This is a genomic window from Parabacteroides sp. FAFU027 (assembly GCF_022808675.1).
In the GTDB taxonomy this organism is placed as follows: Bacteria; Bacteroidota; Bacteroidia; order Bacteroidales; family UBA7332; genus CAXXIC01.
Map to the genome: position 1 here is coordinate 14,480 of NZ_JAKZKV010000014.1, position 18,323 is coordinate 32,802.

Genomic DNA, 18,323 nt, shown 5'->3' on the forward strand with positions numbered 1-18,323 from the left:
TGTTTTAATTCGCCTCAAAGGTATAACTTCCCGTCAAAAAGGACAAACATCAGTTGATTTTAAATGCGAGATTTTCATTTTCCTGAATGAAATTGATCAGCTCTTTGGAAACGTTGGTTTTGACATTCCGGGAAACAAGCGGCACCTGATAGTGGTTTGCGGCATCTATCACATTAAAGTGAAGCTCGCATTTTCCCTGGCCCTCTTTCAGTAATGCGGAGATATCGGTAATAAACTCTCTTGTAATCTCTTCCAACGGCACATGAATGGTTATTTTCTCAATCAGAGACTCTTTCACATCAGGCAAAAGCTGAACCGATACGATCTTAAAATCAAGCTCGTTTTCGTTGTACCTCCGGGGGATATATTTTCCCTTGATATATAAGAACAAGTTTTCCGTAAAATAGTTCCTGTACTCCAAAAAATCATTTCCGAACAAAGCAATCTCTCCGGCACCGGAATAATCTTCTATTTTCATTACGCCAAATGGCTTTCCGTTTTTCGTTGTTGCCATACGCACATTGGTCACCAATCCCCCCATGGTAATGTCACGTCCGGCTAATGCCGCCCGGTCGGATAGTTCCGCCAGTTTAGTGTTACAAACGTGATTCAGGATAATGGCATACTCATCGAGCGGATGAGCTGAGAGATAAATTCCGACCAACTCCCGTTCCCGGTTCAGGCGTTCAAGGTCAGACCAGGACTCTGCCTGAGGAATATCGGGGGTTGCAATTTCCACTTCATTTACTCCACCGAAAAGAGAGTTTGCCTGAATGGATTTATCCGTTTGCAACTTGTTCCCGTAGCGAAGCAAAAGCTCCATGAAAGTTTCGCCCTTGTTATTCTCACCAAAGAACTGTTCCCGTTTGATTTCGGTGAAAGCATCAAATGCTCCGGCCAATGCCAGCGCCTCGATGTTTTTACGGTTACAGGCCGTCAGGTTTACCCTTTCCACAAAATCGAAGATACTCTTGAACGGTCCGTTTTGTCTTCTCTCTTCCAGGATCGATTGCACGGCATTCTCCCCTACACCCTTGATAGCACCAAGCCCGAAACGAATATCCCCTTTCTTATTTACAGAGAATTTGTGCCAACTTTCATTGACATCCGGCCCCAATACCTGAATCTTCATGGCCTTACATTCGTCCATGAATTTGGTAATATCGGCAATATTCGAGATATTTCGGCTGAGTACCGCTGCCATATATTCCGAAGGATAATTAGCCTTCAGATAAGCGGTCTGGTATGCCACCCAGGAATAGCAGGTCGCGTGCGATTTGTTGAACGCGTATGAGGCAAACTTTTCCCAGTCGGCCCAGATCTTTTCACAGACCTTGGTATCGTGTCCGTTAGCTTTGGCGCCTTCGAGGAATTTTGCTTTCAGGGCATTCATCTTGTCGATGAGCTTTTTACCCATCGCCTTACGCAACTCATCTGACTGACCGCGTGTAAAGTTGGCCAACAGACGAGACAAAAGCATCACCTGTTCCTGATAGACGGTAATCCCGTAGGTATCTTTCAGGTAACGCTCCATGACCGGAATATCGTACTCGATGGGCTCATGACCGTGCTTACGGGCAATAAACGACGGGATATAATCCATCGGGCCCGGACGGTACAGGGCGTTCATCGCAATAAGGTCTTCAAACTTGGAAGGCTGCAGCTCGCGAAGATATTTCTGCATACCGGCGGACTCGAACTGGAATGTTCCGGTTGTCTTACCGGTACTGTACAGCTCGTAGGTCTTTTCGTCTTCCAGGGATATTTTGGAAATATCGAGATCGATATTGTTTGTCAGTTTGATATTATCAAGAGCCTCCTTGATGATGGAAAGAGTCTTCAACCCAAGGAAGTCCATCTTCAACATACCGACGTCTTCAATCATCGAGCCCTCGTATTGAGTCACGAGCATCTCCTCGTTGGTCTCTTTATCCTTTGCCGTACTGATCGGCACAAAGTTGGTCAGGTCATCCCGGGCAATGATGATACCGCAGGCATGTACTCCGGTATTCCGCACTGTACCTTCCAGCATCTGTGCATACTTCATCGTATTGCGAAGCACCACATCCGGAGATTCGGTCGCCTGACGGAGTTCCGGCACATATTCAATCGCATTACGCAGATTGACTTTTTTGTCGGGGATTTTATCCGGTACCAGTTTGGTTAACCGGTCTGATTCCTGCAATGACAGTTTCTGTACACGGGCCACGTCTTTGATAGACGATTTGGTTGCCATAGTACCAAAAGTTACGATGTGGGCAACTTTCTCCTTACCGTATTTTTCAGTTACCCATTGAAGGACCTGTCCGCGGCCGTCATCATCGAAGTCGATATCGATATCGGGCATGGAGATACGGTCCGGATTAAGGAAACGCTCAAACAGCAGGTCATATTTAATCGGGTCAATATCCGTAATTCCCAGACAGTAAGCCACAGCCGAACCTGCAGCCGAACCACGTCCCGGACCAACGGCAACCCCCATATTGCGGGCAGCGGCAATAAAGTCCTGCACAATGAGGAAGTATCCGGGGAATCCCATGTTGAGAATGGTCTCAAGCTCAAAGTCAATACGCTCCTTAATATCTTCCGTCATTTCAGGATAGCGCTTGTTTGCCCCGATGTAGGTAATATGCTTCAGGTATTCACCGTCGTCTGTAAAGCCTTCCGGAAGAGGAAACACAGGCATAATCGGCTTACTATTGATGCTGTAAACTTCTACTTTTTCGGCAATCTCCAGCGTATTTGCCAATACATGAGGCATATCGGAAAAGATGACATTCATCTCCTCCTGAGTCTTAAGCCACTCCTGTTTGGTGTAGCGCATCCGGTTCGGATCATTCAGGTCGGCACCGGTATTGAGACAAATGAGGTGGTCATGTGCCTCGGCATCTTCCTCATTTACAAAGTGAACATCGTTCGTGGCAATCAGTTTTACACCGGTCTTCTCAGCCAGCTGAATGATCACCTCATTTACCTGCTGCTGCTTTTTGAAAGTCTCGCGGTCAGCATTCGGGTTATCGGTCTGGTGACGCTGCATTTCGAGGTAATAATCCTCCCCGAAAAGATTTTTAAACCAAAGAATTGACTTTTCGGCTTCTTCCAGTTCTCCGTTGGCAATCAATCGGGGAATCTCACCACCCAGACAGGCTGAGCTGATGATAAGGCCCTCTTTGTGTTGCTCCAGCAAATCCTTATCAATACGCGGACGACCGTAAAATCCATCAATCCACCCCATCGAAACCAGCTTCACCAGGTTGTGGTAACCGGTTTTATTTTTAGCCAGAATGACAAGGTGATTTCCGCTTCGGTTCTCCTTGCCGTTCTTGACATGACGACCATTACGCGCTACATAAGCTTCACAACCAAATATGGGTTTGAATATCTTCTTCGAATTCTCCTCAATCTGAGCTTTAAGCTCTGCAATCTTAGCTTCATCAGGAGTCCCTTCTTCTGCTTTGAGTAAAGCATCCAATTCCTTTTTCAGCCGGGATATTTCATCGTTGTATTTTCCGTTCTTTTTACTGACGTAATTGAAAAACTCCTTCACCCCAAACATATTACCATGGTCGGTCAGGGCAATGGCTTTCATGCCATTGGCCATAGCCTTATCGACAAGAGCCGGGATTGACGCCTGTCCGTCAAGGATAGAATACTGGGAGTGAACGTGTATATGGATAAATGGTTGCATAGAATCTGCATAAATTGATAGCTTGCAAAATTACGATATTCTCATGTTACCCGGGACATAAAGCTTCCAAATTATAGCTAATTCGGGGCCTGCGTTTAAGTTAATTCGGCAAGCCAGTTAAATAAACACGAATGCACAAAAAGCCTTTTCAGGGCAGATTCAGAGACCGGTTATTAATTCCAGAACAATCATCCGGTGATGACAACCCGACTATAGGCGATTAGTAAGATTATCTGATGTTCAGCACGTTGTCTTTTCTTTTATTATAAGTCTTGCATAGGTTGACTTTAGGTATTCATTATCCTTTTGCAATCTTGAAATAAAGATAACACAGAGATAACATAGTACTTATAAAGAGTATTTTATCACTATTTTATCTCTATGTTATATTTGTGTTATCACTATATTATCCTAAAGTCAACCTATAGCGAACCTATACTAAACCATAGCATAACCCCAAAGGAAAATATTGTTTGAAATAGAAGAATTTGCCCGTCTGATGTTTTTCCTTTGAAACAAATATGCCATTCTAAAAATCCTTAATTTCAATCTAAATGCTCATTTATCAGGGATTAGAAGGTTATAAAGTGATAATGGCAAAAAGCTTAACTCGAAAAAAATCATTTACTTTGCATCCTGCATTTGAAAAACAGGGATTTGCCTGTTTTTGAAACCACAAAATGAGTAATCTTTTTTATTAAGTATGGCACAACAGGAAGAGGTTTTTAAGAAACTTGTATCGCATTGTAAAGAATACGGATTCGTATTCCCTTCGAGTGAAATCTATGACGGTCTTGGCGCTGTGTATGACTACGGTCAGATGGGTGTTGAGCTGAAAAATAACATCAAAAAATACTGGTGGGACAGCATGGTGCTGCTCAACGAGAATGTAGTGGGGATCGACTCTGCTATTTTCATGCACCCAACCATCTGGAAGGCGTCGGGTCACGTGGACGCATTCAATGACCCGTTGATCGATAACAAAGACTCTAAAAAACGCTATCGTGCCGACGTGTTGATTGAAGACCTGATGGCGAAAATCGACGATAAAATAGAGAAAGAGGTGGAAAAAGCCGCTAAAAAATTCGGCGAATCTTTCGATGCTGATCTTTTCCGTCAAACCAATCCACGTGTTCAGGAGAATGTGGCAAAAAGAACTGAAATCCACACCCGTTTTGCGAAAGCATTAAACGATGGCAACCTGGAAGAATTGCGCCAGATCATCATTGATTACGATGTGGTTTGCCCGATCAGCGGAACTAAAAACTGGACAGAAGTTCGTCAGTTCAACCTGATGTTTGCAACTGAAATGGGATCGACAGCAGACGGAGCGATGAAAGTTTATCTTCGTCCTGAAACTGCTCAGGGTATCTTCGTAAACTTCCTGAACGTTCAGAAAACAGGCCGTATGAAGATTCCTTTCGGTATCGCTCAGATTGGTAAAGCGTTCCGTAACGAAATCGTTGCCCGTCAGTTCATCTTCCGTATGCGTGAGTTTGAACAGATGGAAATGCAATTCTTCGTTCGTCCGGGTGAAGAACTTCAGTGGTTTGAATTCTGGAAAGACCGCCGCCTGAAATGGCACAAAGCTATCGGGCTGGGTGACAAAAAATACCGTTACCACGACCACGATAAACTGGCACACTACGCAAATGCCGCTACCGACATCGAGTTTGAAATGCCATTTGGATTCAAAGAGGTGGAAGGTATTCACTCCCGTACAGACTTTGACCTCGGTAGCCACGAAAAATTTTCAGGCAAAAAAATTCAGTATTTCGACCCTGAACTGAATAAATCATACGTTCCTTACGTTGTAGAAACGTCTATCGGTGTTGACCGTATGTTCCTGAGCGTTTTGGCCGCTTCTTACGATGAAGAAAGACTGGAAGGTGGCGATACCCGTGTGGTATTGAAATTGCCTGCACCATTGGCTCCGGTGAAACTTGCAGTGATGCCATTGGTAAAAAAAGACGGCCTGCCTGAAAAAGCACGTCAGATTATCGATGACCTGAAGTTCGACTTCAACTGTCAGTACGATGAAAAAGACTCTATCGGAAAACGTTACCGTCGTCAGGATGCAATCGGAACTCCGTTCTGCGTTACCGTTGACCACCAGACTCTGGAAGACAACTGTGTAACCATCCGCCACCGTGATTCTATGCAGCAAGAGCGCGTTGCAATCAGTGCACTTCGCGGAATCATAAGCGAGCAGGTGAGCATGAAGAACTTCTTCAAAAAAATCACTGAGTAATCCAAAATACAAACATTTCCAAGGCGTAAAAACTTTGGAAATGTTACAAATACATCAACTTGCATGAAACTCAAGTCTTTATTATTGCTCCCATTAATATTGGTTGTTTTGTTTCTGACATCATGCCTGGACACCCAGACTACAGCAGAGCAGTATGCAACCTGGAAAGCGGCCAACGAAACTTTCTTTGAAAGCTATAAGGACTCTGCTGGATTTAGTAAATTAAGCATCCCAACCGACAGAGGTGGAGGTTATATCTACTATAAATCTATCTACTCCGGCGATCCAACAACCGTGACTCCGTTATATAACGACTCGGTATTTGTCCATTACAAAGGGTGGCTTATGGGTGGCACAGTATTTGATAAAACCTACTCCGGAGCTGATCCAGTATGGGACAATAATGAAGATTCGACAAGCTTTCGCGTCAATAAACTGATTAAAGGTTGGACTGAAGCGTTGATGAGCATGCATGTCGGTGACAAATGGAGAATAGTCATTCCCTGGACTAAAGGATACGGAGAATCCGGGACTACAGGTATTAATCCTTATTCCACTTTAATATTCGACGTAAAACTCACCCGGATTGTAAAATCAACAGATAAATAAAAAAAGCCGCAAATGCGGCTTTTTTCTTTTACAACACCTCACATTTATAACCAAATCCAATATATAATTGTTATAAATAAAGAGGTTGAAATGTTTTCAGTTTGATATTGTTATGAGACACAAAAAAGGACCGTTTTCTATTCGAAAACGAATCAAAAGCTTTGAATATGCAATAAACGGCATTATTTTACTTTGCAAAAATGAGCAAAATGCACAAATCCACTTATTGGTACTGTCTCTGGTCGTGATTTTCGGATTATTCTTTGAGATCAGCCCCTCCGAATGGATATCAATAACCATTGTATCTGGCATGGTCTTGCTATCTGAAGGATTTAATACAACCATAGAATACCTTGCGGACCATGTTACACCCGACTTCCACGAGGTTATCGGCAAAGTAAAAGACGTTGCCGCGGGTTCAGTATTGATCGCCGCAATATCAGCCGCTATTACCGGCGCTATTATTTTTATCCCCAAAATATTGGGATGGCTGGCCTTTATGCGATTTACAGTATAATCTCTAAAACCACCGTTAGCACCGAACGTAAAAAAGGAAGCGACCTCAAGCTATAACGCATGAAGTCGCTTCCTTTTCTTTTCTCATACCTACCTGTCAGTCTGGTGTATATATAACTGCCAGTATTTTCGCTTTGTTATCATTTGCGCATCTAACATGGTGAGCCACGATAGAGTCGTAATATATACTATCCCCTGTTTTCAGCGTATAGCTATCGTCGCCATAGTTTATCTCCACAGCCCCCTCCAGAACATAAAGGAACTCTTCCCCTTCATGGGAGGAAAGCACAAAATCAGAATCAGCACTCGGTTCGAACACAATTTCAAACGACTCCATACATCTACCGGCTTTTGACTGCGTCAAAGAGCAATAGTGCATATCTTTACGTTTGGATGTTGTTGACCCCATACTCAGCCCCAGCTTTACCTGCTCGTGCGTAGTAACTACCGGCCCGTTTTGTGCCTGTTCTTCAAGGAATGTTCCCAGTCGAACCCCCAATGCACGTGCGATTTTAACCAACGGTTCTACAAAAGACAACCCCTTACTACTTTCAATAGCGCTCAACACGTCAGCATCCACACCTGACTTTTCAGACAGGAAAGACAGGGATATGCCCCTTTCCTCTCGGATGCTTTTAATTTTTACTCCGGTATAAATTTGGTTTTCCATGATGATTTAGGTTGGTTAATAATTAACCGATCAACAAAATGAAGTCAGTCTCACCGCAAAAATAACGATATTTCCTAATCCGGAAAGTTAAAACTACGCCTATTCACAAAAACCCATCATGTTCTATAACACAGTCTATTATATGCAAAAGGCTCCTATCCATAAACGGACAGGAGCCTTTCATATATCGTATGTTTGAGAATAAGGCTATTCTCTTGGACGTGCTTCTTTAACTACCATGGTACGGCCTGCAAATTCAGCTCCGTTTAATTGTTCGATAGCAGTTTTGCCTTCGTTGTCGTTTGACATTTCAGCAAAAGCAAAGCCTTTAGAACGACCAGTTTCACGGTCTTTGATTACTTTAACGGACTCAACTGATCCGTATTCTTCCAGTACTTGTTTCAAGTCTCCCTCCTGAACACGGTAGTTCAGGTTTCCAATGTAAATGTTCATAAATTAATAATTAAAAAATAAGAGTGTAATTTATAGGGAAGAGAAATGTTTTACATGACTTACAAATCAGAGACTTGATGCCGGTTTCATGAACAGGTGATTGATCAAAGAGCTGAAAATCCGGTAAAGACAATCTATTCACCGCAAAGAAAAGCATATTTTTCCGATTTCCAACAACTAACCTCTAAAAAATATGTGTATAGTCTATTATTTTTCGATAAAAAACAGCGAGCAGTTTGATAATAAAAAGAATAGCACTAATTTTGCAGCCCAATTAAGCATATTCACATTATTAAAAATACGTCAGAATGAACGTTACACTGAACAAAATCGATAGTGCAAACGCAACTATCGCTGTAAAAGTTGAAAAAGCAGACTATCAGGAAAGAGTAGAAAAAGCATTACGTAACTATCGTCAAAAAGCTAATATTCCCGGCTTCCGCAAAGGCATGGCTCCGGCTGGAATGATCAAAAAAATGTTTGGAAAATCTTTACTGGCCGAAGAAATCAACAAATTGGTAGGTGAAGGATTATTCGGATATATCCGTGAAAACAACGTCAACATTCTGGGCGAGCCCCTTCCAAACGAAACAGAACAACAGCCGATTGATTTCGACACTCAGGAAGATTTTGAATTCCTGTTTGACCTCGGCATGGCTCCTGAAGTAAATATCTCTTTGTCAAAAGATGACAAAGTTGACTACTACCAAATCGAAATCACTAACGAAATGGTACAAAAACAGGCTGACGCATTTGCTGAACGTTCTGGCAAATACGAGCAGGTTGAAGTAGCTGAAGGCAAAGATATGCTAAAAGGCAAACTGGTAGAACTGGACGAAGCCGGAAACGAAAAAGATGGCGGGATCCAGGCTGAAGCTTCAGTTATGATTCCTTTCTACTTCAAAAGCGAAGATGAAAAAGTAAAATTCGAAGGCGCAAAACTCAACTCTTCAGTTGTTTTCAATCCTAACGCAGCATGCGCAGGAAACGAATTCGAAATGGCTCACATCCTGAAAGTTGAAAAAGAAGCGGCAAAAGAGATCACTTCTAACTTCAAATTTACAATCGAAGAGATCACCCGCCACGTACCGGCTGCTCTGGATCAGGAACTGTTTGACCAAATCTTCGGTAAAGACAATGTAACTTCAGTTGAAGAATTCAACGCTAAAATCAAAGAGATGCTTGCCGCTCAGGTTAAACCTGAAAGCGACTATAAATTCCTTTTGGATCTTCGTCCGGTACTTGAAGCTAAAGCTGGTGAACTGAATTTCCCTGAGGCATTCCTGAAACGCTTCCTGCAACGTAACAACGAAAACAAGACTGCAGAATCAATCGAAGCTGAATATCCTGAAACGGTAAAAGAACTGACCTGGCACCTGATCAAAGAGAAACTGGCGAAAGATTTCTCTGTTAAAGTTGAAGAAGCTGACCTGCTTGAAGTTGCAAAAGCTGCAACCCGCGCTCAGTTCGCCGGCTACGGAATGATGGATGTTCCTGCTGATATCCTTGAAAACTATTCTAAAGGCATGATCAAAGACGAAAAATCACGTCACGGCCTGATCGAGCGTGCTATCGAAGATAAAATCCGCGATTCAGCAAAAGAACTGGTTACCCTGAATGAAAAAGTAGTTAGCCAGGAAGAGTTCTACAAATTGTTTGAAGGTCAAAACTAATCCTCAAGATTAAAACTTTATAATTGAACGCCCCGGTAACGCAAGATTACCGGGGCGTTTCTTTTTCTTGTAAATGCAAAGCAGCCAATTACATTGGTATTAAATATTTTTACCGAAACATGAGAGGTTGCATTCTTTGTTTTCTGATTTTATTTATACCTTTGTTACTATGTAGAGTGCAAAAATTCTGCTGCACAACATATTTTGGAATTAATTCAACAACATAACCATAATACAAAAGATTATGCACAGCGATTTCAGAAAATACGCCACCAAGCATCTGGGAATGAATGGCTTGGCTTTGGATAAATATACCGATATTGTCAGCAGCTATATCTCTCCGACCATTATCGAAGAACGCCAGTTGAATGTGGCTCAAATGGACGTTTTCTCCCGTTTGATGATGGACCGCATCATCTTTATGGGAACACAGGTGGACGACTATTCTGCCAATGTTATCCAGGCTCAATTGTTATATCTGGATTCTTCAGATCCGGGCAAAGACATTTCGCTCTATCTGAATTCTCCGGGCGGCTCTGTATATGCAGGATTGGGAATTTATGACACCATGCAATATATCAGCAGCGATGTATCTACCATCTGTACAGGAATGGCCGCTTCTATGGCTGCCGTTTTGATGGTGGCAGGTGCAAAAGGAAAACGTTTCGCACTGAAACACTCACGTATTATGATCCACCAACCGATGGGTGGAGCACAGGGTCAGGCTTCGGATATTGAGATTACGGCCCGTGAAATCCAGAAACTTAAAAAAGAACTTTATACAATCATTGCCGACCATTCAGGTAATCCATTTGAGAAAATCGAAAAAGACTCAGACCGCGACTACTGGATGACTGCTGCTGAAGCACAAGAGTACGGCATGATTGACAGCGTATTGCTCAGAACTAAATAATTATATGGCAGGAAAATCATCAGACAAATGTAGTTTCTGCGGTAGAAGTTCGAAAGAGGTGGGTATGTTGATCGCAGGTATGTCAGGACATATCTGCGATCAGTGTGCTGAACAGGCGCACATGATTGTAGCTGAAACTCTACAATCATCTAAAACCGGCAACTCTTTTGCTCTAACCGGCAAACAACTCCCTAAACCCGTTGAGATTAAAGAATTCCTAGATCAGTATGTGATTGGTCAGGACGATGCAAAGCGTTATTTGTCAGTGTCTGTTTACAACCACTACAAACGTATTTTGCAGAAAAAACAGGAAGATGATATCGAGATTGAGAAATCAAATATCATCATGGTAGGTCCTACCGGGACAGGAAAAACCCTTTTAGCTCGTACTATTGCAAAACTTTTGCATGTTCCGTTTACCATTGTTGATGCAACGGTATTAACAGAAGCCGGATATGTCGGCGAAGACATTGAAAGCCTGCTTACCCGTTTACTGCAGGTGGCTGACTATGACGTTGATGCAGCACAGCGTGGCATTGTATTTATCGACGAAATTGACAAAATTGCACGTAAAGGCGACAATCCATCTATTACCCGCGATGTTAGTGGAGAAGGTGTTCAACAGGGATTGCTCAAACTTCTGGAAGGTTCGGTAGTAAATGTTCCGCCCCAGGGAGGTCGTAAGCACCCGGAGCAGAAGTTTATCCAGGTAGATACCAAGAATATCCTCTTTATTTGCGGAGGAGCATTTGACGGTATCGAAAAGAAGATTGCGATGCGACTAAACACCCGTGTGGTGGGCTATGCGGCTGCGAAAGAAACAGCATCTATTGACCGGAACAACCTGATGCAATACGTTGCTCCTCAGGATTTGAAATCATTCGGTCTTATCCCTGAAATCATTGGCCGTCTGCCTATCCTGACTTACCTGAACCAGCTGGATCGCGATGCCTTGCGACGCATTCTGACCGAGCCTAAAAACTCGATTATCAAGCAATATGTAAAATTGTTTGATATGGATGATGTGAAACTGACATTCAGCGACGAAGCCCTGGATTATATTGTAGACAGAGCTATTGAGTTTAAACTGGGGGCTCGCGGATTGCGTTCTATTACTGAATCCATCATGACTGATGCGATGTTCGACATCCCGTCATCCTCTGTTAAAGAACTGGTCATCTCACTGGAATACGCTAAAAACAAACTTGAAAAATCAAACCTGAGCCGTTATCAGGTAGCAGAATAATTTGGTTGATTTAGCAGAAAAAAAACACCCTTTTATTTGTAGAAGTCATATTCTTCTGTATAACTTTGTTATTGCAGCATCAGTTGCTGAATTTTAATCACTGAAAAACATGGCAGGTCAGATTAACTTAGCTGAAGAGCTAAAAAAGCACTTCGGATTCGACACCTTCAAGGGGAATCAGGAAGGTGTAATTACCGAAGTAATGGCAGGTAGAGATGCTTTTGTATTGATGCCTACCGGTGGAGGAAAATCGCTTTGTTACCAATTACCTTCATTACTGTTGGAGGGAACGGCGATTGTTGTTTCTCCGTTGATTGCCCTGATGAAAAATCAGGTGGACGCTATGCGAAACTTCAGTGAGGAAGATGGTATCGCCCATTTCCTGAATTCATCGCTGAATAAGTCTGCTATTGACCAGGTAAAAGAAGATATAATGTCGGGAAAGACCAAACTACTCTATGTAGCTCCCGAATCTTTAACCAAAGAAGAAAATATTGAGTTTCTGAAACAGGTGAAAATCTCTTTTTATGCTGTGGATGAAGCACATTGTATCTCCGAATGGGGACATGATTTTCGACCGGAATATCGACGCATTCGTCCTATCATCAACGAAATAGGACCACGTCCGTTAGTGGCTCTTACCGCCACTGCCACGCCGAAAGTGCAACATGATATCCAGAAAAACCTGGGAATGATGGATGCGAAGGTGTTCAAATCGTCATTCAACAGAAAAAATCTTTATTATGAAGTTCGGCCGAAAGACGAAAATATTGATAAGGAGATTATCAAGTATATCAGGCAACATAAGGGAAAATCAGGGATTATCTATTGTCTGAGCCGGAAGAAGGTGGAGGAACTGACTGAGATCCTTCTTGCAAACGGCATCAAGGCTTTGGCCTACCATGCCGGAATGGATTCGGCTCAACGCTCAGGAAATCAGGATTCTTTCCTGATGGAAAAAGTCCAGGTAATTGTGGCTACGATTGCATTCGGAATGGGCATCGACAAACCGGACGTACGATATGTAATCCATTACGATATTCCCAAAAGCCTGGAAGGCTATTATCAGGAGACAGGTCGGGGCGGTCGTGATGGCGGAGAAGGTCAATGCATAGCCTTCTACTCCCACAAAGACCTGCAAAAGCTGGAAAAATTCATGCAGGGAAAACCCGTGGCAGAGCAGGAAATAGGGAAACAACTGCTTATGGAAACGGCTGCCTATGCAGAATCATCGATATGTCGCCGAAAATCTTTGTTACACTATTTTGGAGAAGGATACAATGAAGAAAATTGTGGAAATTGCGATAATTGTTTAAACCCTAAAAAACAGGTGGAAGCGAAAGAATTACTAAGTACTGTGATTGAAACGGTCATCGCCCTGAAAGAGAAATTCAAGGCTGACCATGTAGTTGATGTTATTATTGGAAAAGAGACTTCAGAAATTCAATCTTACAAACACGACGAACTGGAAGTATTCGGTTGTGGAACCGATGAAGACGAAAAAACCTGGCAAACGGTTATTCGTCAGGCATTGATAGCGGGATATCTGGACAAGGATATCGAAAACTACGGCTTACTTAAAGTAACGCCCGCAGGCAAGAAATTCCTGGACAAACCCGTATCATTTAAAATTGCAACTGATAACGACTTCGAGGAAGAGGAAGAAGATACCACTCCGGCTAAAGGCGGAGGTTCAGGCGCTGCTGACCCTGAACTCTTCGGCATGTTGAAAGATCTGAGAAAGAAGATGGCAAAAAAACTGGAGCTACCTCCGTATGTTATCTTCCAGGATCCTTCACTTGAAGCTATGGCGACAACCTACCCGGTAACCATCGAGGAGCTGCAAAATATCCCCGGAGTTGGAGCTGGTAAAGCTAAACGTTACGGTGACGACTTCTTGAAATTGATAAAAAGACACGTTCAGGACAATGAAATCGTGCGCCCGGAAGACCTTCGCGTACGCACAGTTGCCAACAAATCGAAACTTAAAGTGTCAATCATCCAGAGTATCGACCGTAAAATTGCATTGGATGATATCGCTGAAGCTAAAGGTCTTGATTTTGGTGATTTGCTCAACGAGGTAGAGGCTATTGTATATTCCGGTACTAAAATCAACATCGACTACTTCCTCGACGAAGTTATGGATGATGACCACATTGATGATATCTTCGAATATTTCAAAGAAGCAGAAACTGACGACCTGAGCGAAGCTATCTCTGAATTAGGCACCGATTACTCGGAAGAAGAGATTCGTCTGGTCCGTATAAAGTTCTTATCTGAAATGGGGAACTAACAGATAAAAGAGCATATCTGAATGCCCGGTATTCCACGAATGCCGGGCATTTTATTGTAATAAATATCGGGACAATCCCAAACTAGCTGTCCTTTCTCTTAAAATATTACGAGGCTTAGCACCTTTGCTTTCTTTCCAGGAATTCTGGTCTATACAAATACCACGGAACTTTGCCTCTTATCGGGAAGACAATTGGCAAAGTATATCTCATGAGTTGTATCGCCGAAAGGCCTGGCGAATATCCGGAATTCCGTTTTTTAGTCAAATATGAAGCGAAGAGATACACTGAAGATTTACTTCAAATAAAACGGGGCTTCCTCTAAGAAAGAAGAAGCCCCGTTTTATCTTACGCTGAGACAGTATTTATTTACGTTTCTGGCGTTGTTTTTGTTGTTCGCGCACAATTTCCTGCTGACGTCTTTGCGCTTCTTCTATGCGAGCCATAAAGCTTGATTTCTTTTTAGCCGGCTTTTTAGCAGCATTTGCATGAAGCTTAGCCAACAGTTTTTCCTCATTGATAAATTTGCGGAACGCCAATGTCTGCAAGATCGTAATCAATGTTGAAATAAAGTAGTAATAGCTCAAGCCTGAAGCAAACTGATTCAGCACAAAAAGGAACATCACCGGCATCAGGTACATCATGGTCTTCATACCCGGCATTTGTGCCTGACCTGTATTGGTTGCTTCCATATTAAATTTTGTGTAAACGATGTTGGTCGCGGTCATCAGCAGACAGAACAAGCTGATGTGGTTTCCATAAAACTGACTCAGAACAGGAATCTGGGTGGACCAGCTGAAGATTGAATCATAGGTTGACAGGTCAGTTGCCCACAAGAAACTTTGCTGACGAAGCTCAATGGATGACGGGAAGAACATGTACATCGCAATCAGGATAGGCATTTGCAACAACATAGGCAAACATCCGCTCATCGGATTTACTCCGACCTTTTTGTACAAATCCATAGTTGCACGTTGTTTGTCCATCGCTTTATCCTGTCCCGGATATTTCTCATTTAACTCTTCTACCTGAGGACGAAGAACGCGCATTTTAGCCGAAGATATATAGGATTTGAAAGTCAGCGGAAACAACACGGTCTTAATAACCAACGTCAGCAAAAGAATAATCAAACCGTAGTTGCTGATGTATTTCTCAAAGAAGTTAAACAATGGAATCACAATCCACTGGTTAATCCAACGGAACAGTTTTGCGCCCAGCGGAACCAGTTTGTCAAGTCTCAGTTTATCCTCGTCATTTTTAACGCCCTTATCCAGATTTTTCAGTGTCGGATAGTGGTTCGGACCAAAGTAGTAACTGAATGAAATTGGCTTATTGTTTTTAGCATTGAATTCAATTAATGCATCTGTATCGTATTGCTTGATATAACCCGGCTCATTTTTCAAGACTCTTGAAGCAATATTTACCGAGCTGATAGGATTCTGGGCTATCAATACACTGGAGAAAAACTGATCTTTATAGGCAATCCATTTCACCTTGTTGGGCAGTTCTTTTTGGTCATCTTTCGAATCGCTCAGATAGTCAACCTCATCAGTAGTGTATTTGTAATAAAGGTTTGCATACTTATTTTCATTCTTCTCCCCTTTCTCCTGTTGACGCAGTCTCTGGCTCCATTTCAGTTGCATTGTATTTACATTAGAAGCTAGCAGAGAATCCATTCCCGATGAAACAATATCAAATTTCATCATGTAGTTTTTCGGACGAATGGTATATACGAAATCCAGACTGCTGTTTCCACCTGCATTCAGACGCATCGTAATGGTGCTATCTTTCAACATCGGAGTAAAATACAAGTCACCGGTATTAATCAACTGGTTATTGACTGCATGCAAAGTCAAATTGAAGGAGCTTTCGTTACCGTTGAAAAGATACAATGGCTTCTTGTCAAAGGTTTTGTACTTTTTCAGTCTGACCGAATAGATACGTCCCCCTTTGTTGCTGATTTTCACCTCCATCAGGTCATTCTGAAGAGTTTCAATCTTTTCTGTACCTGTTGCAGCAGCAGCGAATGAGCCAAATTTTGCGGCCTTGGCTGAATCTGACAACTGAATCTGCTCAGCAGGAGCTTGTTTAGCCTGTTTTTCTGCAATCTGGCGCTGTTTTTCAACCAACGCAATAGAATCGTTATATTTCTGCTGCAATTTCAACTGTGCGTCCGACGGTTTATTAAACCAGCTGTACGCAAAAAGAATCGCACCAATCAATACAAATCCGAGAACCGTATTTCTATCCATCTGTTTTTTCTGTTTGACTTAATGAAGAAAAGGGGAACGAATTCCCCTTTTGCTTAGGACATTAACCTGTTTATTTTTTGTTATTAATAGCCGCTTTGACGAAATCAATAAAAAGAGGGTTAGGACGCAATACCGTACTATTGTATTCCGGGTGGTATTGTACGCCGACAAACCATTTCAGAGAAGGAATCTCAACCACTTCAACAAGTCCGGTTTCAGGATTATGGCCTACACAGCTCATACCTGCATTTTCGAAATCCGTTTTGTATTTGCTGTTGAATTCGAAACGGTGACGGTGACGCTCCTGAATAGTCGTGCTTCCGTAAGCTTTTGCCGGAGTGGAGTCTTTCTCAAATTCACAATCGTAAGAACCCAAACGCATAGTACCACCCATATTGGTAATACCCTTTTGTTCTTCCATCAGGTCAATTACGTTGTATGGAGTTTTGGTATCCATTTCGGTTGAATTGGCATCTTCAAATCCAAGTACGTTACGCGCAAATTCAATTACCATACACTGCATACCCAGGCATATACCCAATGTCGGAACATTGTTTTCACGGGCATATTTGATGGCGGAGAATTTACCTTCGATGCCCCGCTGACCAAATCCAGGAGCGATAAGGATACCATCCAGGTCTTTCAACTGCTCTTCCGCATTTGCATCGTTGAGCTTTTCAGAGTGAATGGAGATAAGCTTGAGCTTGTAATCGTTATAGGTTGCAGCCTGAAGAAGTGATTCGTTGATAGATTTGTAGGCATCCTGCAACTCCACATATTTTCCCACCAATCCGATTTTTACCACTTCGGTTGCTGATTTCATGCGGGTAAGGAACTGTTTCCATGGTCCAAGGTCAGGCGCTTCACCCACAGGCATTCCCATTTTCTTCAAGGCAACTACATCAAGTCCCTGCTCCTGCATTTTCAACGGTACTTCGTAAATGGAAGGCATGTCGATTGACTGGATTACGGCATTAGGCTCCACATTACAGAAAAGGGCCACTTTGCGACGAATATCCTGGCTCAACTCATGCTCGGTACGCAACACGAGGATGTCCGGCTGGATACCCAACTCCTGAAGCTGTTTTACTGAGTGCTGAGTCGGTTTGGTTTTGAGCTCTTTAGCAGCTGCGATGTATGGAACGTAAGTCAGGTGGATACAAAGGCAGTTTTTGCCCAGCTCCCAGCGCAACTGACGTACGCTTTCCACGAAAGGAAGAGATTCGATATCGCCAACCACACCACCGATTTCGGTGATTACGAAGTCGAATTTATATTTTGTTCCCAGCTGTTTTACACTACGTTTGATTTCATCTGTAATGTGAGGCACAACCTGAACAGTTTTTCCCAGATAGTCACCGCGACGCTCCTTGTCGATTACGCTTTGGTAGATGCGTCCGGTAGTAATATTGTTAGCGCGGGTAGTTTCGGTATTGATGAAACGTTCGTAGTGGCCCAGGTCAAGGTCAGCTTCGTGACCATCAACAGTAACATAGCATTCGCCATGTTCATAAGGATTCAGGGTTCCCGGATCAATGTTGATGTAAGGGTCAAATTTCTGAATGGTGACTTTGTAGCCGCGAGCTTGCAAAAGCTTTGCCAATGAAGCAGAAATAATGCCTTTTCCCAAAGAAGAGGTAACTCCGCCTGTAACGAAAATGTACTTAGTTTCGCTCACAATATTTAATAATTAGGGGTTTAAAAACAATCTGCAAAAGTACATCTTTTTTTCCAATGGGGAATCAATAATCGACGAAGTCT

Annotated in this window: 12 protein-coding genes; 7 read left to right on the forward strand and 5 right to left on the reverse strand. The window is 42.7% G+C overall.

The window, feature by feature from the left end; translation table 11 throughout:
- Positions 1-49: 49 nt before the first annotated feature.
- The gene (gene dnaE, locus MLE17_RS16550; RefSeq protein ID WP_243349836.1) at positions 50-3,688 is read right to left on the reverse strand and encodes a DNA polymerase III subunit alpha; all 3,639 of its coding nucleotides are present in this window, start codon (positions 3,686-3,688) and stop codon (positions 50-52) included.
- Between the two features lie 703 nt (positions 3,689-4,391).
- On the opposite strand from dnaE, the gene MLE17_RS16555 reads away from it, so the two are divergent.
- The 3 genes from MLE17_RS16555 to MLE17_RS16565 all read left to right on the forward strand — a co-directional run bounded on the left by MLE17_RS16555 (position 4,392) and on the right by MLE17_RS16565 (position 7,065).
- Complete coding sequence (locus MLE17_RS16555) at positions 4,392-5,939, forward strand: glycine--tRNA ligase (protein ID WP_243349837.1); 1,548 nt, start codon at positions 4,392-4,394, stop codon at positions 5,937-5,939.
- Between the two features lie 63 nt (positions 5,940-6,002).
- Positions 6,003-6,548: an FKBP-type peptidyl-prolyl cis-trans isomerase gene (locus MLE17_RS16560; protein WP_243349838.1), complete on the forward strand. Its 546-nt coding sequence runs from the start codon at positions 6,003-6,005 to the stop codon at positions 6,546-6,548.
- A gap of 112 nt (positions 6,549-6,660) precedes the next feature.
- Positions 6,661-7,065, forward strand: coding sequence for a diacylglycerol kinase family protein (locus MLE17_RS16565; protein WP_243349839.1), 405 nt, complete (start codon positions 6,661-6,663; stop codon positions 7,063-7,065).
- 96 nt (positions 7,066-7,161) lie between these two features.
- Here MLE17_RS16565 and MLE17_RS16570 read toward each other — a convergent pair whose 3' ends face one another.
- Positions 7,162-7,734, reverse strand: coding sequence for a helix-turn-helix domain-containing protein (locus MLE17_RS16570; RefSeq protein WP_243349840.1), 573 nt, complete (start codon positions 7,732-7,734; stop codon positions 7,162-7,164).
- A gap of 207 nt (positions 7,735-7,941) precedes the next feature.
- Complete coding sequence (locus MLE17_RS16575) at positions 7,942-8,187, reverse strand: RNA recognition motif domain-containing protein (protein WP_243349841.1); 246 nt, start codon at positions 8,185-8,187, stop codon at positions 7,942-7,944.
- A gap of 308 nt (positions 8,188-8,495) precedes the next feature.
- On the opposite strand from MLE17_RS16575, the gene tig reads away from it, so the two are divergent.
- From tig to recQ, 4 genes are all read left to right on the forward strand, one after another.
- The gene (gene tig / locus MLE17_RS16580; RefSeq protein ID WP_243349842.1) at positions 8,496-9,860 is read left to right on the forward strand and encodes a trigger factor; all 1,365 of its coding nucleotides are present in this window, start codon (positions 8,496-8,498) and stop codon (positions 9,858-9,860) included.
- Positions 9,861-10,104: 244 nt separating this feature from the next.
- Positions 10,105-10,773 (forward strand): ATP-dependent Clp endopeptidase proteolytic subunit ClpP, encoded by a 669-nt coding sequence (gene clpP, locus MLE17_RS16585; RefSeq protein WP_243349843.1) that lies wholly within the window; start codon positions 10,105-10,107, stop codon positions 10,771-10,773.
- A gap of 4 nt (positions 10,774-10,777) precedes the next feature.
- Positions 10,778-12,019: an ATP-dependent Clp protease ATP-binding subunit ClpX gene (gene clpX, locus MLE17_RS16590; RefSeq protein ID WP_243349844.1), complete on the forward strand. Its 1,242-nt coding sequence runs from the start codon at positions 10,778-10,780 to the stop codon at positions 12,017-12,019.
- A 109-nt stretch (positions 12,020-12,128) separates the two neighbouring features.
- Positions 12,129-14,312 carry a DNA helicase RecQ gene (gene recQ, locus MLE17_RS16595; protein WP_243349845.1) on the forward strand — a complete coding sequence of 728 codons (2,184 nt, stop codon included), beginning with the start codon at positions 12,129-12,131 and terminating at the stop codon, positions 14,310-14,312.
- A 363-nt stretch (positions 14,313-14,675) separates the two neighbouring features.
- Here the strand turns inward: recQ and yidC are convergent, their stop codons facing one another.
- Together yidC and MLE17_RS16605 are read right to left on the reverse strand one after the other, a co-directional pair.
- Positions 14,676-16,562, reverse strand: coding sequence for a membrane protein insertase YidC (yidC, locus tag MLE17_RS16600; RefSeq protein WP_243349846.1), 1,887 nt, complete (start codon positions 16,560-16,562; stop codon positions 14,676-14,678).
- A gap of 70 nt (positions 16,563-16,632) precedes the next feature.
- Positions 16,633-18,240: a CTP synthase gene (locus MLE17_RS16605; protein WP_243349847.1), complete on the reverse strand. Its 1,608-nt coding sequence runs from the start codon at positions 18,238-18,240 to the stop codon at positions 16,633-16,635.
- Positions 18,241-18,323 lie beyond the last annotated feature (83 nt).

Coding starts and splice junctions, on each gene's coding strand:
- MLE17_RS16575 (WP_243349841.1), bottom strand. CDS start 8,187: ATGAACATTTACATTGGAAACCTGAACTACCGTGTTCAGGAGGGAGAC.
- tig (WP_243349842.1), top strand. CDS start 8,496: ATGAACGTTACACTGAACAAAATCGATAGTGCAAACGCAACTATCGCT.
- MLE17_RS16570 (WP_243349840.1), bottom strand. CDS start 7,734: ATGGAAAACCAAATTTATACCGGAGTAAAAATTAAAAGCATCCGAGAG.
- recQ (WP_243349845.1), top strand. CDS start 12,129: ATGGCAGGTCAGATTAACTTAGCTGAAGAGCTAAAAAAGCACTTCGGA.
- yidC (WP_243349846.1), bottom strand. CDS start 16,562: ATGGATAGAAATACGGTTCTCGGATTTGTATTGATTGGTGCGATTCTT.
- dnaE (WP_243349836.1), bottom strand. CDS start 3,688: ATGCAACCATTTATCCATATACACGTTCACTCCCAGTATTCTATCCTT.
- MLE17_RS16555 (WP_243349837.1), top strand. CDS start 4,392: ATGGCACAACAGGAAGAGGTTTTTAAGAAACTTGTATCGCATTGTAAA.
- MLE17_RS16565 (WP_243349839.1), top strand. CDS start 6,661: ATGAGACACAAAAAAGGACCGTTTTCTATTCGAAAACGAATCAAAAGC.
- clpX (WP_243349844.1), top strand. CDS start 10,778: ATGGCAGGAAAATCATCAGACAAATGTAGTTTCTGCGGTAGAAGTTCG.
- clpP (WP_243349843.1), top strand. CDS start 10,105: ATGCACAGCGATTTCAGAAAATACGCCACCAAGCATCTGGGAATGAAT.
- MLE17_RS16560 (WP_243349838.1), top strand. CDS start 6,003: ATGAAACTCAAGTCTTTATTATTGCTCCCATTAATATTGGTTGTTTTG.